Source organism: Amycolatopsis tucumanensis (assembly GCF_021654135.1).
Classification (GTDB): Bacteria; Actinomycetota; Actinomycetes; order Mycobacteriales; family Pseudonocardiaceae; genus Amycolatopsis_E; species Amycolatopsis_E tucumanensis.
In genome coordinates this window covers 19,559-33,451 of record NZ_JAKGSD010000064.1, presented here as the reverse complement: position 1 = coordinate 33,451, position 13,893 = coordinate 19,559, and the positions used below count along the sequence as shown (strand labels likewise).

The 13,893-nt window shown below is 72.7% G+C and carries 12 protein-coding genes; all 12 read right to left on the bottom strand.

Annotation, left to right across the window (positions count from 1 at the left end; genetic code table 11):
- Positions 1-85: 85 nt before the first annotated feature.
- A complete protein-coding gene (locus tag L2C96_RS38290) occupies positions 86-1,090 on the bottom strand; it encodes a zinc-dependent alcohol dehydrogenase (protein WP_237339604.1) in 1,005 nt (334 codons plus the stop codon).
- The gene (gene tsaE / locus L2C96_RS38285) at positions 1,090-1,548 is read right to left on the bottom strand and encodes a tRNA (adenosine(37)-N6)-threonylcarbamoyltransferase complex ATPase subunit type 1 TsaE (RefSeq protein ID WP_020420018.1); all 459 of its coding nucleotides are present in this window, start codon (positions 1,546-1,548) and stop codon (positions 1,090-1,092) included. The genes L2C96_RS38290 and tsaE overlap by 1 nt, the downstream gene beginning before the upstream one ends.
- Positions 1,545-2,642, bottom strand: a complete 1,098-nt coding sequence (locus L2C96_RS38280) for an alpha/beta fold hydrolase (RefSeq protein ID WP_020420017.1) — start codon at positions 2,640-2,642, stop codon at positions 1,545-1,547. The genes tsaE and L2C96_RS38280 overlap by 4 nt, the downstream gene beginning before the upstream one ends.
- On the bottom strand, positions 2,642-3,766 hold the full coding sequence (alr, locus tag L2C96_RS38275; protein ID WP_237339603.1) for an alanine racemase: 1,125 nt from the start codon (positions 3,764-3,766) through the stop codon (positions 2,642-2,644). Before alr ends, L2C96_RS38280 begins: the two co-directional genes overlap by 1 nt.
- Before the next feature lie 125 nt (positions 3,767-3,891).
- Positions 3,892-5,304: a xylulokinase gene (gene xylB / locus L2C96_RS38270; protein WP_020420015.1), complete on the bottom strand. Its 1,413-nt coding sequence runs from the start codon at positions 5,302-5,304 to the stop codon at positions 3,892-3,894.
- The gene (locus tag L2C96_RS38265) at positions 5,301-6,092 is read right to left on the bottom strand and encodes a DeoR/GlpR family DNA-binding transcription regulator (protein WP_020420014.1); all 792 of its coding nucleotides are present in this window, start codon (positions 6,090-6,092) and stop codon (positions 5,301-5,303) included. The genes xylB and L2C96_RS38265 overlap by 4 nt, the downstream gene beginning before the upstream one ends.
- Complete coding sequence (locus L2C96_RS38260; RefSeq protein ID WP_237339602.1) at positions 6,085-7,104, bottom strand: NAD(P)-dependent alcohol dehydrogenase; 1,020 nt, start codon at positions 7,102-7,104, stop codon at positions 6,085-6,087. The genes L2C96_RS38265 and L2C96_RS38260 overlap by 8 nt, the downstream gene beginning before the upstream one ends.
- A gap of 1 nt (position 7,105) precedes the next feature.
- Positions 7,106-7,951, bottom strand: a complete 846-nt coding sequence (locus L2C96_RS38255) for a carbohydrate ABC transporter permease (protein ID WP_237339601.1) — start codon at positions 7,949-7,951, stop codon at positions 7,106-7,108.
- Positions 7,948-8,868: a carbohydrate ABC transporter permease gene (locus tag L2C96_RS38250; RefSeq protein ID WP_237339600.1), complete on the bottom strand. Its 921-nt coding sequence runs from the start codon at positions 8,866-8,868 to the stop codon at positions 7,948-7,950. Before L2C96_RS38250 ends, L2C96_RS38255 begins: the two co-directional genes overlap by 4 nt.
- Complete coding sequence (locus tag L2C96_RS38245) at positions 8,865-10,325, bottom strand: extracellular solute-binding protein (protein WP_237339599.1); 1,461 nt, start codon at positions 10,323-10,325, stop codon at positions 8,865-8,867. Before L2C96_RS38245 ends, L2C96_RS38250 begins: the two co-directional genes overlap by 4 nt.
- Positions 10,326-10,526: 201 nt before the next feature.
- Entirely contained in the window at positions 10,527-11,966 is a 1,440-nt protein-coding gene (locus L2C96_RS38240; RefSeq protein WP_237339598.1) for an NAD(P)H-hydrate dehydratase, read from the bottom strand.
- 10 nt (positions 11,967-11,976) lie between these two features.
- Entirely contained in the window at positions 11,977-13,839 is a 1,863-nt protein-coding gene (gene glmS, locus L2C96_RS38235) for a glutamine--fructose-6-phosphate transaminase (isomerizing) (RefSeq protein WP_027932604.1), read from the bottom strand.
- Between the last annotated feature and the right edge of the window lie 54 nt (positions 13,840-13,893).

The window sequence follows — 13,893 nt, the reverse complement described above, 5'->3', positions numbered from 1 at the left end:
GGGCCGCGTGCCCGCGGGCGCGAGGCTCTGGCCGGATTCAGAACTCGCGCCTGCGCGGGTAGGGCTCGCGCCGGGCGGAGTCGGGTCAGGGGTGCAGCAGGACCTTGCCGGTGTCGACGGCGGGGTCCTCCAGCAGCCGCAGGGCGCGTTCGGCTTCCTCGAGCGGGAACTCGTGCGTGATCAGCGGCCCGGGGTCCAGCAGACCGGTCGCGAAGGCCCGCACGGCGTGCGTCCACGCGCGGGACGGCGCGCCGAACACCGTGTGCACCGTCACCGCGGCCGTCACCAGGTCCGCGGGCGCGATCGGCTCCGTCTCGTGGCCCGCCAGGCCGGTCAGCACCACCCGGCCGCCGCGGCGGCACATCCGCACCGCCTGCGCGCCCGTGCCCGGCGCGCCCGCCGCCTCCACCACCACGTCGAACCCGCCCGGCGCCGCGCCCGGGCTGTAGAAGCCGGTCGCGCCGCAGAAGCGGGACGCGGGCACCGCGCGGGACGCCCGCGGGTCCACCACGACCAGCTCGGCGGGGCCGCTCGCCGCCAGCAGCTGCGTCGCCAGCAGGCCGAGCGTGCCGCCGCCGATCACCGCCACCCGTTCGCCCGGCACGACCGCCGCGAGCAGCGTCGCGGCCGCCATGCAGGCCGCCGGTTCCAGCAGCGCCGCGGCGCGCAGGTCGGCGCCGTCGGGCAGCACGTGCAGCAGCCGCGCCGGAATGCGCAGCTCGTCGGCCCACGCGCCGGGCTGGGTGAAGCCCGTCTCGTCGTACTCGGCGGTGCACAGGGTCGTGTCGCCGCGCCGGCACGGGGCGCACCGGCCGCAGTTGCGGAACCCTTCGCCAGCCACGGGCTTGCCGAGCAGCTCCGGGTCGGTGCCCGGCCCCAGCTCGACGACCGTGCCCGACCACTCGTGCCCGGGCACCACCGGGTACCGCACGAAACCCTCGGCCCGCGTCCCGGCGAGCACCTCGCGGTCCGACCCGCAGATCCCCGCCCACTCGACGCGGACGACGACCTCGCCGTGGCCGGGGTCCTCCGGCTCGGTCCGCACGACGCTCAGCTTGCCGGGGGCCTCGACGACGACCGCGCGCCCCATCAGCCCACCAGCTCGGGTACGCGCTCGACCCACGAGCCGTGCGGCTCCAGGGTCAGTTCCCGCACGTCGTCGGGCCGCCGGTCGATCCGGACCACCAGGTGGTCGGACGACAGCCGCTCCGCGGAACCCTCGCCCCACTCCACGACCACGGCGGCCGATTCGAGGTCGGTGTCCAGGTCCAGGTCGTCGAGCTGCGCCAGGTCACCGCCGAGGCGGTAGGCGTCGACGTGCACCAGCGCGACGCCGCGCTCCCCCGCCGGGTGCACCCGCGCGATCACGAACGTCGGCGAGCTGACCCGCCCGGACACGCCCAGCCCGGCCGCGATCCCGCGCGTCAGCACGGTCTTGCCCGCGCCGAGCGGACCGGCGAGCAGGACGACGTCGCCCGCCCGCAACGTGCGGCCCAGCGACTCGCCGAACGCCACCGTGTCGTCGGCCGTCGGTAACTCGATGCTCATTGGTTCAACCACCGCCACATCCGCCGCGGGCGGGACTCGTCCGTCACTCCCGCGCACCGCTGTACCAGGTCGATGAGGTGGCTGTCGACCACCTCGGGCTGTTCGAGCTGCACCATGTGCCCGGCGCCACGCACCCGCACCAGCTCGGCGTCGGGCAGCTCCGCCGCGATCCGTTCAGCGTGCGAGTACGGCGTGAACCGGTCGGTGTCGGCGCCGATCACCAGCACGTGCGCGTGCTTCAGACCGGCCAGCGCCGCATACCGGTTGTGGCTGCCGAGCGTGTCGACGAACCCGACCAGCTCCTTCACCGACGTCACGGCCAGCATCTCGAGCATGAAGTCGACCACGCGCGGGTCGACGTCGCGGGAGCCGAACGCGAGCAGCCGCACGGCCTGCCGGGTCAGCTGCCCGCCCGCGGCCCGCACGAACTCGACCAGCCCCGGCTGCCACCCGGCGAGCTCGCCGACACCGCGGGTGAGCGGGTTGTACTTGGACAAGAGCCCACGCGGCAGCCCCTTGCGGCCCACCTCGCCAGCCGCGGTGGCGATGAACGCGACCCCGCAGATCCGCTCGGCGAACAACTCCGGGTTCTGCTGGGCCAGCTCCATGACCACCATGCCGCCCATGGAGTGCCCCATGAGCACGATCGGCCCCTCGGGGGCGACGGCGCGCAGCACCGCGTCGAGGTCGCGGGCCAGTTGTTCGATGGTGCTGGTCTTCTCGTTGGCCGGGCCGGACGTGCCGTGCCCGCGGTGGTCGTAGTAGACCTGCCGCACGCGCGGCAACGTGAGCGATGCCAGGTCGCGGCGCTGGAAGTGCCAGCTCAGCTGCGACAACGCGAACCCGTGCACACCCACCACGGTCAGCTCGGGTTTGCCGCCGTCGGCCGGGTCGATCTCGGACACCGACAGCGGCGTGCCGTCGTCCGCGGCGACCGTGGAGGTGCGGTCCGGGTCGAGGGTGCCGAGCCGTTCGCCGGTGAGGTGGTCCCGCTGGCGCTGCTGCTGCGCGGTCACCGCGATGGTGGCCGCCGCGGTGCCGGTGACCAGCGCGACGGCACCGCCGAGCACGGTGAGCATCCGGCGGGACACCATCAGACGTCCTCCCCCAGGTACCGCCGCCGGATCCGCGGCCGGTACATGCCGGTGACGATCTCGTAGTCGATGGTGCCGATCTTGTCGGCCCATTCGCGTGCGGTCGGTTCGCCCCGGGCGCCGTCGCCGAACAGGACCACCTCCGCGCCCAGCGGCGGCTCGTCGTCGCCGCAGTCCACGACCAGCTGGTCCATGCACACGCGACCGGCGACCGGACGGCGCTTGCCGTGCAGCCACACGTCCATCCGGCCGGACAGCGTGCGCGGCACCCCGTCGGCGTAACCGGTGGGCACGAGGGCGAGCGTGGTGTCCCGCCGCGCGGTCCACGTGTGTCCATAGGAGACGGACTCGCCGGCGCGGATCCGTTTGGTGAGCACGACCGACGAGCGGAACGTCATCACCGGGCGCAGGTCCTCGGGTTCCGGATTGGGGTTGAGGCCGTAGATCGCGATGCCCGGGCGGACGAGGTCGAAGTGCAGGTCCGGGCGGTTCAGCGTGGCGGCCGAGTTCGCCAGGTGCCGCAACGGGTTCAGGCCGGCCTCGCGCGCGATCTCGTACGCCGCGGCGAAGCGCTCGGCCTGCTGGTCGGTTGCCGGGTGGCCAGGTTCGTCGGCGCACGCGAGATGCGACCAGATGGCGACGACCTCGACGTCCGGCTCCCCGGCGGCCTCCTTGACCAGGGCGGGCCAGTCAGCGGCGGGGCAGCCGTTGCGGGACAGGCCGGTGTCGATCTTCAGGTGGACCCGGGCACGCTTGCCGGTGCGACGGGCGGCTTCGGCAATGCGCGCGAGTTCGGCCCGGGAGCTGGCCGAGAGGTCGACGTCCGCGGCGATGCCCGGCGCGAAATCGGTGGTCGGCAGGTCGAGCCAGGCCAGGATGGGCGCGGTGATGCCCGCCTCGCGCAGGGCGAGCGCCTCGCCCAGGGAGCAGGCGCCGAGCCAGGTCGCGCCGGCCTGCAGCGCGGCGCGCGCGACGGGGACCGCGCCGTGGCCGTAGCCGTCGGCCTTGACGACCGCCATCGTGGCGGCGCCGGAAGCCGTCGCCCTGCTCGCGAGCAGGGCGACGTTGTGCCGCAGGGCAGCCAGGTCGACGACAACCTCGGCGCGGGGGAGATCGGGGCTCATCGGGGTCCATTTTCCCACGTCCGGGCCACTGGGTGCCCTGCGGGCGGGAAGGACGCCTCACGGCGCCGGGTGGTCGGCTCGGGCACCGGCCTCCCCCGCTGCCGCCATGGACCGTTTTCCCTAGCTCACGCCCCCTGCACCGGCACGTCGTGCACCAGCTGCCGCACCGCCAGGTGCCTGCCGCGGATCTCGTTGCCGACCTCGGGCGACTGCGGCTGCTCCAGGGTCACCTGCGCCTTCGCCTCCCACACCGGCGGCTCCGCGCCACCCGCCAGCGCCCACGCCGCCTGGCGCGCGGCGCCCAGCGCGACGTGCTCCGCCGGCTCCGGCACCACCACCGGCACCCCGAACACGATCGGCGCGATCGCCCGCACCGCCTCGGACTGCGCCGCCCCGCCGATCAGCAGCACCCGCCGGGCGGCCAGGCCCTGCGCCGCCACCGCGTCGAGGCCCGCCGACAGGCCGCACAGCATCCCTTCGACCGCGGCGCGCGCCACGTTTTCCGGCGTCATGTTGCCCCGGCGCAAGCCGTGCAGCGAACCGGCCGCCGTGGGCAGGTTCGGGGTGCGCTCGCCGTCCAGGTACGGCAGCAGCGTCAGGCCCTCGGCGCCGGGCTGGGCCGCCAGCGCCAGCCGGTCGAGCCCGGCCAGGTCGGTGCCCAGCATCGCGGCCGTCGCGGTCAAGACGCGCGCCGCGTTGAGCGTGCAGGCCAGCGGCAGGAACCGGCCGGTCGCGTCGGCGAAACCGGCGACCAGTCCGGTGGCGTCCGCGGACGCCGTCTCGCACACGCCGAACACCGTGCCGCTCGTGCCGAGCGACACCACGACGTCGCCCTCGCCGAGGCCCAGCGCCAGCGCCGCGGCCATGTTGTCGCCCGTGCCCGCCGACACCAGCACCCCGTCCGGCGTCCGCCCGGCCGCCTCCGCCGGGCCCAGCACCCGCGGCAGCTCCGGGTCCCGGCCGCCGAACGCGTGCTTGAGGATGTCCCGCCGGTACACGCCCTCCGCCGGCGAGAAGTAGCCCGTGCCGGACGCGTCGCCGCGGTCGGTCACCGGCTCGCCGCCGGTCAGCCGCCAGGTCAGCCAGTCGTGCGGCAGCACCACGCGCGCCACCCGGTCGGCCAGCTCCGGCTCGTTCTCCGCGAGCCACCGCAGCTTCGTCACGGTGAAGCTGGCGACCGGCACCGAGCCGACCGCCTCCGTCCACGCCGCCGGGCCGCCCAGCTCCCGCACCAGGTCCTCGGCCGCCTGCCCGGACCGCGTGTCGTTCCACAGCAACGCCGGCCGCACGACCTCGCCGTCCTCGTCGAGCGTCACCATGCCGTGCTGCTGACCACCGACGCCGAGCGCCTGGACACCGTCCAGCAGCCCGTCGCTGGCCTCGGTGAACGCCCGCCACCACTCGCGCGGGTCCACCTCGGTCGCGTCCGGGTGCGCGGCGCGGCCGGTGCGCACCACCGCGCCCGTCTCCGCGTCGCAGACGACGATCTTGGTCGATTGGGTGGACGAGTCGACCCCGGCCACGAGCTTGTCCGTCATGATCCCTCCGGAACTTCGGCCACCAGCACTTCCACGCCGAGCGCCCGCATCGCGGCGATCTCGTCGGCGGGCGTCATGTCGTCGGTGATCACGACGTCGTAGGCGCCGACGTCACCGTAGTCGTAGGTCGCCGTGCGGCCGAACTTCGAATGGTCGACCACGAGCACGTTCCGGTTCGACGCGGCCAGCGCGGCCGTCTTCAGGTCGGCGTAGTCGCGCACCGGGTGGTAGAGCCGCCCGCCTGCGACCGCCGTCGCGGAGACGAACCCGACGTCGGCGCGCATCCGGCCCAGGGCGGCGACGGTGTCCGGACCGCTGCACGAGTCGAACTCCGTGTAGCGGCCGCCGAGCAGCAGCACCTCGACGCCCTCGGCCTCGCCGAGGATGCGGGCCTCCTCCAGCGAGTTGGTGATCACCACCAGCCGCCCCAGCTCCGGGAACCGGCGGACCAGCGGGAACAACGTCGTCGAGTCGTCGACGAACACCGTCTGCCCGGCCGTCACCTGCTCGAACGCCAGCGCCGACAACGCTTCCTTCAGCGGCAGGTTGAGGTTCTCCCGGAAGCGCTTCGCCGTCTCCATGGTCAGCGCCGGGTACGCCGCCACTTTGCCGCGCAGCTTGCGCAGCAGCCGCCGCTCCGCGAGGTCGTCGAGGTCGCGGTGCATCGTCATCAGGCTGACCCCGAACTGCTCGGTCAGCTGGTCGATGCGCACCTCACCGCAGTCGATCACGTGCCGCAGGACCTCCTGGCGGCGCTGCTCGACCTCGGCGTCGGACGGTCTAGGCACGCACCACCGCCTTGATGACCGAGTCGTCCTTCCCGGCGATGGTGAGGGCCTGCTCGACCTCGTCCAGGCCGAACCGGTGGGTGACCAGGCGGTCCAGGTCGACCTCGCCGCCCGCGGCCAGCGCGATCGCCGTCGGCCAGGTGTTCGCGTACCGGAAGGTGCCGGTGACCTCCAGCTCGAAGTTCTGCACGTGCGCCAGCGGCAGCGGGATCTCGTCGCCGCCCATGCCGATCAGCACGACCCGGCCGGCGCGGGCGACCGTGCGGATCGCCTGCCCGGCCGCGGCGGGCACGCCCGAGCACTCGAGCAGCACGTCCGGCTCGAACCCGGCGTCGGCCAGGCTCTCCCGCGACACGTCGATCGTCGCGGTCGCGCCCAGCTCCTCCGCCACCTGGAGGCGCCGCGGGTTGACGTCGGTGACGACGACCTCGCTCGCGCCGAACGCCCGCGCGGTCTGCGTCGCGACCAGCCCGATCGGCCCCGCGCCGGTGATCAGCACCCGGCTGCCCGGCGCGACGCGGGACTTGCGGCTCGCCCACACGCCCACCGACAGCGGTTCGAGCAGCCCGGCCGCGTCGTCGCTGAGCGCGTCCGGCACCGGGTGCGCGAAGTCCTCACGCAGCACCACGTACTCGCAGAACGCGCCGTCGATCGGCGGGGTGCCGAAGAACCGCATGCGCGGGCACAGGTTGTAGCGGCCCGCCTTGCACTCGGCGCACACCGAGCACGGCACGCCCGGTTCGAGGGCCACCCGCGCGCCGATCTCGTGCCGCCGCGCGTCCTTCCCCCTGGCGACGACCACCCCGCTGGGCTCGTGGCCGAGGACCAGCGGCTGCTCGACGACGAAGTCGCCGATGCGGCCGTGCTCGTAGTAGTGCACGTCGGAACCGCAGGTGCCGACGGAGGCGACCCGGATCAGCACCTCGTCCGGCGCCGGCGCCGGCACGGGGCGCTCCTCGACGCGGATGTCGTGGATCCCGTACAGCACGGCAACCTTCATCGTCGCGGGCACTTCACTCACCTGTCACGGCTCCCAGCGTCAGGCCGGTGACCAGCCACCGGCGCACGGCGAGACCGGCCACGATCATCGGCAACACCACAATAGTGCCGATGGCCGTGAGCTGGCCCCAGTCGATTCCCGTCTGCGTCACGAGCTGGTCGGCGGCGATCGGCAGGGTCTGCGAGTGCGGACCGCTGAACACCAGCGCGAACGCGTAGTCGTTCCAGGAGAACACCAGGCACAGCACGAAGGTGGTCACCAGGCCCGACTTGGTCAGCGGCAGCACGACGTGCCAGAACGCCTGCCACCGCGTGCAGCCCGCGACCAGCGCCGACTCCTCCACCGACGGCGGCACCTCGGCGAAGAACGCGCTCATCAGCCAGATCGCGAACGGCAGGTTGAACGTCAGGTACGCCAGGATCAGCCCGGGGATGCTGTCGATCAGGTTCGCGCCGCGGAACAGCAGGAACAGCGGCAGCACCACGACGGCGATCGGCGCCATCCGGGTCGAGATGATCCAGAACGCGACGTGCTTCTTGGCCCGCATGCGGGTCCCGGCGAGCCCGTAGCCCGCCAGCGCGCCGATCGCGACGGCGAGCACCGACGAGATCCCGGACGCGAGCACGCTGTGCCAGATGTAGGGGCCGAGGTTGTTGGCCCCGGTGAACAGGCTGCGGTAGTGCTCCAGTGTCGGCTGGAACAGGAACTCCGGCTCCGCGGCGGTGACGTCCACATCGGACTTGAACGAGGACGCCACCATCCACACCAGCGGCACCAGCGTCCACAGCAGACCGACGATCACCACGGCGCGGACGCCCACCCGGGCGCGCAGCGGCGTGCGGTCGATGGCGCTCGTCATCGGGTCAGCCCCTTCCTGTCCAGCACCCGGACGAACGCCCGCGCGATGAGGATCGTCACGACGAGCATGACGAGCCCGATCACCGCGGCGTAGCCGAGGTCGAAGAAGCGGAAAGCGGTTTCGTACAGCCGGATCGGCACCGTCTTGGTCGCGTCCGCCGGGCCGCCGTTGGTGGTGACGCTGATGATGTCGAAGTAGCGGATCGCGTCCATCGAGCGGATCAGCAGCGCGACCAGCAGCACCCCGGAGATCGAGGGCAGCAGGACGTGCCGGAAGCTCTGCCAGCCGTTCGCGCCGTCCAGCGCCGCGGCCTCGCGGATGCTCTGCGGCACCGCGGTCAGGCCGGCGAGCACGACCAGCGTGATCAGCGGCGTCCACTCCCAGACGTCCATCGCGACCACCGCGAGGAACGCCGACGTTCCGCCGCCGAGGATGTCGCCGTGGTAGCCGACCAGGCCGAGCAGCCACGTGTAGAGGCCGAACGTGGAGTCGGTGAGGAACCGGCCGAGCAGGCCGACGATCACCGGCGCGACGAACATCGGCAGCAGGAACAGCGTCAGCAGCAGGTTGCGGGCGCGCACCAGCTTCCACAGGCACAGCGCGAATCCCAGGCCCAGCACCATTTCCAGGCCGACGGTCAGCACGAAGAAGGCGATGGTGCGCAGCCACTGCACCCACAGGTCGAGGTCGCCGAACAGCCGCGCCCAGTAGATCAGGCCTACGTTGTCGAACACGACCCCGCCGAGCAGGTGCACGCGCGAGAAGCTCATCGCGATGATCGTGACCAGCGGGATGACCGACAACAGCGCGAGCAGGATCATGCCCGGCGTCAGCATGAGGCCGTGGAAGCCGATCCGCTTGCGTGGCTTGGTGTTCCGCACCGGCGCCTCGGCCGGCGCGTCGAGTGTCGTGGTCATGCCGCCCACCCCCGTGCGGTGATCCGGTCGATCTTCGTGGCTGCGCCGCGCATGGTGTCGGCGGGCGAGGAGTCACCGGCGAGCATTTTGGACAGTTGCGTGTAGACGGCGGTGTCGCACTCGTTCCACATCGGGATCTTCGGCCGCAGACCGATGTTCTCCGGCTGCCACGCGGTCGCCACGGCGGGCGCGGCGAGGATGTTCGGCATCGCGGAGGGCCGGTGCTCGGCGGCGCGGACCTCGGGCAGGTCGTAGACGGACTGCCGGGTCGGGGTGCCGCCGCCTGCCTCGCTCTTGAGGTTGGCCAGCTGCGTCTGCGTCGAGGTCGCCCAGAGGACGAACAGCCACGCGGCCATGCGCTCGTTGGGCTGGGTGTTGCCGTTGATGCCGATGCCGCAGCCGCCGTAGTGGTTGGCGGAGCGGACCGGACCGCGCGGCAGCGGGGCGTAACCGAAGCGGCCGGGCATGGCCTTCTCGTTGGCCGCCGCGTACTCGTGCCAGTTGACGCACATCGCGATCCGGCCCGAGCTGAGCGCCGGGGCGAGGCCGTTCCAGTCCCAGGTCTTCGACGACGGGTCGGCGATCGACAGGAGCCGCTGGTAGAACTCGGCGGCGGCGATGGCCTGGTCGCTGCCGAGGCGGCACGGGCCGGGGTCGGTGGTGCCGTAGAGGCCGACCTCGGTGCCGTTGTCGAAGTAGTCGCCGCCGTAGGACCACAGCACGTTGGAGAAGTCGCACATCAGCGAGTCGTGTTGTTTGGCCTGGTGGCCGGTGCCGTAGGCGACTTCGTCGGCGTTGTCGTTGAACCAGCGGGCGATCCGCAGGTACTCGTCCCAGGTGCGGTCGAGGCCGGGGGTCGGGTCGAAGCCGAGGTCGTCGGCCATGCGCGCGCCGTACTTGTCGAACAGGTCGGCGCGGTACTGCCAGATCATCGTCGGGCAGTCGTAGGGGACGGCGAAGATCTTGTCCCGGTCGCCGAACCGGCCGGCCGCGTCGAGCTGGGTCGGGATGAAGTCGTCCCAGCCGGTGAACTCGGGCAGGCCGGGCTGCGCGGCGAGCTCGCGCAGGTCGACCAGGCCCTTCGAGTAGGGCGCGAGCACCTGGTAGGGGTCGGCGTAGATCACGTGGTACTGCGATTCGCCGCCGGCCAGGTCGAGCGCGACCTTCTGGACCAGGGCGGACAGCTCCAGCGTGACGATGTTGACGTTGATGCCGGTCAGATCCGTGAACGGCTTGAGGTTCGCCGCGATCGCCGCGGTGGGGGCGGTGTTCTCGGAGATCAGGTTGATGGTGGCGCCTGCGAACTGGCGCCAGCGGTCGTCGGTGACGATCCGCGGCGCGTCCTGCCGGGCGCTGCAGGCGCCGAGCAGGCCGCCGGTGGCGAGGGCCGCGCCGCCCGCCAGTGCCCCCCTGAGCACCGACCGCCGCGCGACGCCCCTTGGGGGCGCTCCCGTCATTGGGTTCCTCCGTAGTTGGTGGGGACGCCCACTTATTTACCAGAGGATCTCGCGGTTGTTAACACATAACTCGATAACTTGATGGGTAAGTTCTCCTGTAGGAGCTCTCGGTGATGGTTCGTGTTCAGAACGCGGTCGATCTAGGTCTGCGCGGCCGCCGGAATCGCCGCGAGGATCGCGCCCGGGAACACCCGCTCCGCGTCAGAGCACCGCGGCGCGCACCGTCCGCACGGCATCCGGGATCGCGGCCAGAATCCCCGACGCCGAGACCGGCACGCCCCGCGCCGCCAGATCCCCCGCCAGCGAATGCACGTACGCCGCACACCCCGCAGCCAGCCACGGCTCCAACCCACCCGCCAGCAGCGAGCCGATCAACCCGGACAGCACGTCCCCGGAACCGGCCGTCGCCAGCCACGAGCCGCGCGCGACGTTCACCAGCACCCGGCCGTCCGGGGCGGCGACGATCGTCACGTTGCCCTTCAGCAGCACCACGGCGTCGTACTTCGCCGCGGCCTCCCGCACCGACGCCACCCGGTCCTCGCCCGGCGAGCGGCCCATCAGGCGTTCGAACTCGCCCGCGTGCGGGGTCAGCACCAGCGGCGTGCCCGGGTCACGAGCGTCCAGGACGTCCGGGCGGTGCGCCATCAGCGTCGTCGCGTCGGCGTCCGCGCACACCGGGACCCCGGCGCCGAGCACGTGCCCAAGCACCTCACGCCCCTCGCGGCCGGTCCCGATCCCCGGCCCGACCACCCACGCCTGCACCCGCCCGGCGTCGGTCACCGAACCGGTCGCCACGACCTCCGGCCACCGCGACCGCACGACGTCAGCCGCCGGCCCGGCGTAGCGCACCATGCCGGACGTCGCGAGCACCGCCGAACCGGTCGCGAGCACCGCCGCGCCCGGGTAGGTCGCCGAGCCGGCCGCGACGCCCGTCACACCCTGGCTGTACTTGTTGTCCGCCGGCCCCGGCACCGGCCACGCGCGCCCGACGTCGGCCGCGTCCAGCTGCCACAGGTCCGGATCGTCCAGTTCCAGCCCGATGTCGACCAGCTCGACCCGCCCGCAGCGCGACGGGTTGAGCACGTGCACCGGTTTGCGCGCGCCGAACGTCACTGTCCGCGTGGCCGTGACCGCGTCGCCCGGCACCGCCCCGGTGTCCGGCTCGACGCCGCTGGGCAGGTCGACCGCCAGCACCGGCGCGCGAACGTGCTCGACCAGCGCGGCCGCGTCCGGGCGCAGGCCGCCGTGCGCGGACAGGCCGACGATCCCGTCGATCACCAGGTCCGCGGCTTCGAGCACCGCCGGGCCGTCCTCGGCGGACACCACCCGGCCCTTCGCCCGGCGCAGCGCGGCCAGCCCGGCGGCGTGCGCCTTCTCGGGCTTGAGCAGGATCGCGGTGACGCTCACGCCACGGCGGCGCAGGAACGCACCGGCCCACAACGCGTCGCCGCCGTTGTTGCCCGCGCCGACGAGCAGCGCGACGCGCCGCCCGGACACCTGCCCGGTGTGCTCGGCCAGCATCTCGGCCGCGTGCAGGGCGACCGCGAACGCGGCCTTGTGCATCAGCGCGCCCTCGGGCGTGGCGGCCAACAGCTTCTCTTCAGCCGAACGGATCCGGTCGGTGGTCCAGATTCCCTGCACGCGGCCCTGTTTACTCCACGGTCACGGACTTCGCCAGGTTCCGCGGCTTGTCCACGTCGTAACCACGCGAGCGAGCGATCTCGGCCGACAGCACCTGCAGCGGCACGGTGGACACCAGCGGCTGGAGCAGCGTCGGCACCGCCGGGACCTCGATCAGCTCGTCGGCGAACGGGCGCACCGTGTCGTCGCCCTCCTCGGCGATGACGATCGTGCGCGCGCCGCGGGCCTGGATCTCGCTGATGTTCGACACCAGCTTGGCGTGCAGCACCGCGCGGCCCTTCGGCGACGGCATCACGACGACGACCGGAAGGCCCTCCTCGATCAACGCGATCGGGCCGTGCTTCAGCTCACCGGCGGCGAACGCCTCGGCGTGCATGTACGCCAGCTCCTTGAGCTTGAGCGCGCCCTCCAGCGCGACCGGGTAGCCGACGTGCCTGCCCAGGAACAGCACGGCCTTCGAGTCGGCGATGTCCCGGCTCAGCTCGCGCACCTGGTCCACAGTGGACAGGACCTTCTGCACGGCGGCCGGCATGGCCTCCAGCTCGGCGAACTCGCGTGCCACCTCGTCCGGGTACTTCGTGCCGCGGGCCTGCGCCAGCGCGAGGCCGACGAGGTAGTTCGCCGCGATCTGCGACAGGAACGTCTTCGTCGCCGCGACCCCGACCTCCGGCCCGGCGTGCGTGTAGAGCACGGCGTCGGACTCGCGCGGGATCTGCGCGCCGTTGGTGTTGCACACGGCCAGCACGCGCGCCTTCTGGTCGCGGGCGTGGCGGATCGCTTCGAGCGTGTCCGCAGTCTCCCCGGACTGCGACACGGCGACGACCAGGGTGTCCCGGTCCAGCACCGGGTCGCGGTAGCGGAACTCGCTGGCCAGCTCGACCTCGACGGGCAGGCGGCACCAGTGCTCGATCGCGTACTTGGCGACCAGGCCGGAGTGGTAGGCCGAGCCGCAGGCCACCACGAACACCTTGTCGACCTCGCGCAGGTCCTGGTCGGACAGGCGCTGCTCGTCGAGGATGATGCGGCCGCGGTCGAAGTGGCCGCGCAGCGTGTTCGCCAGCGCCTCCGGCTGCTCCTCGATCTCCTTGAGCATGAAGTACTCGTGGCCGCCCTTCTCGGCGGCCGAGAGGTCCCAGTTGACCGTGAACGGCTTGCCCTGCGCGGGCTCGCCGGCGAAGTCGGAGATGTCGTAGCCGTCGCGGCTGATGACGACGACCTGGTCCTGGCCCAGCTCGACGGCCTCGCGGGTGTGCTCGATGAATGCCGACACGTCGGAGGCGACGAAGTGCTCGCCCTCGCCGACGCCCACGACCAGCGGCGACGACCGCCGCGCGGCGACGATCATGTCCGGCTGGTCGGCGTGGGTGACGACCAGGGTGAACGCGCCTTCGAGGCGGCGGCACACGGCCCGGACGCTGGCCGGCAGGTCGCCCGCGGTGGGGCCGTCGGCGTAGGCGCGGGCCACCAGGTGGGCCGCGGTCTCGGTGTCGGTGTCGCTGGTCATCTCGACACCGTCGGCCTCCAGCTCGGCCCGCAGGGCGGCGAAGTTCTCGATGATGCCGTTGTGCACGACCGCGACGCGCTGCGAGGCGTCCCGGTGCGGGTGCGAGTTGCGGTCGATGGGCGCGCCGTGGGTCGCCCAGCGGGTGTGACCCATGCCCGCGGTGCCCGCGAACCGGTCGAGGCCGTGTTCGGAGAGCGCGCCCTCCAGGTTGGCCAGGCGGCCCGCCTTGCGTTCGACGGTCAGCGCGCCGGCGCCGTCCAGCACGGCCACCCCGGCCGAGTCATACCCGCGGTACTCCATCCGGCGCAGCCCGCCGAGCACGACGTCCAGCGCCTGCCGGTGACCGACATATCCCACGATTCCGCACACACCACCAGCCTAACGAGGGATACGGGTCGCGCTCCCCCGGCTCATCTCCACCTC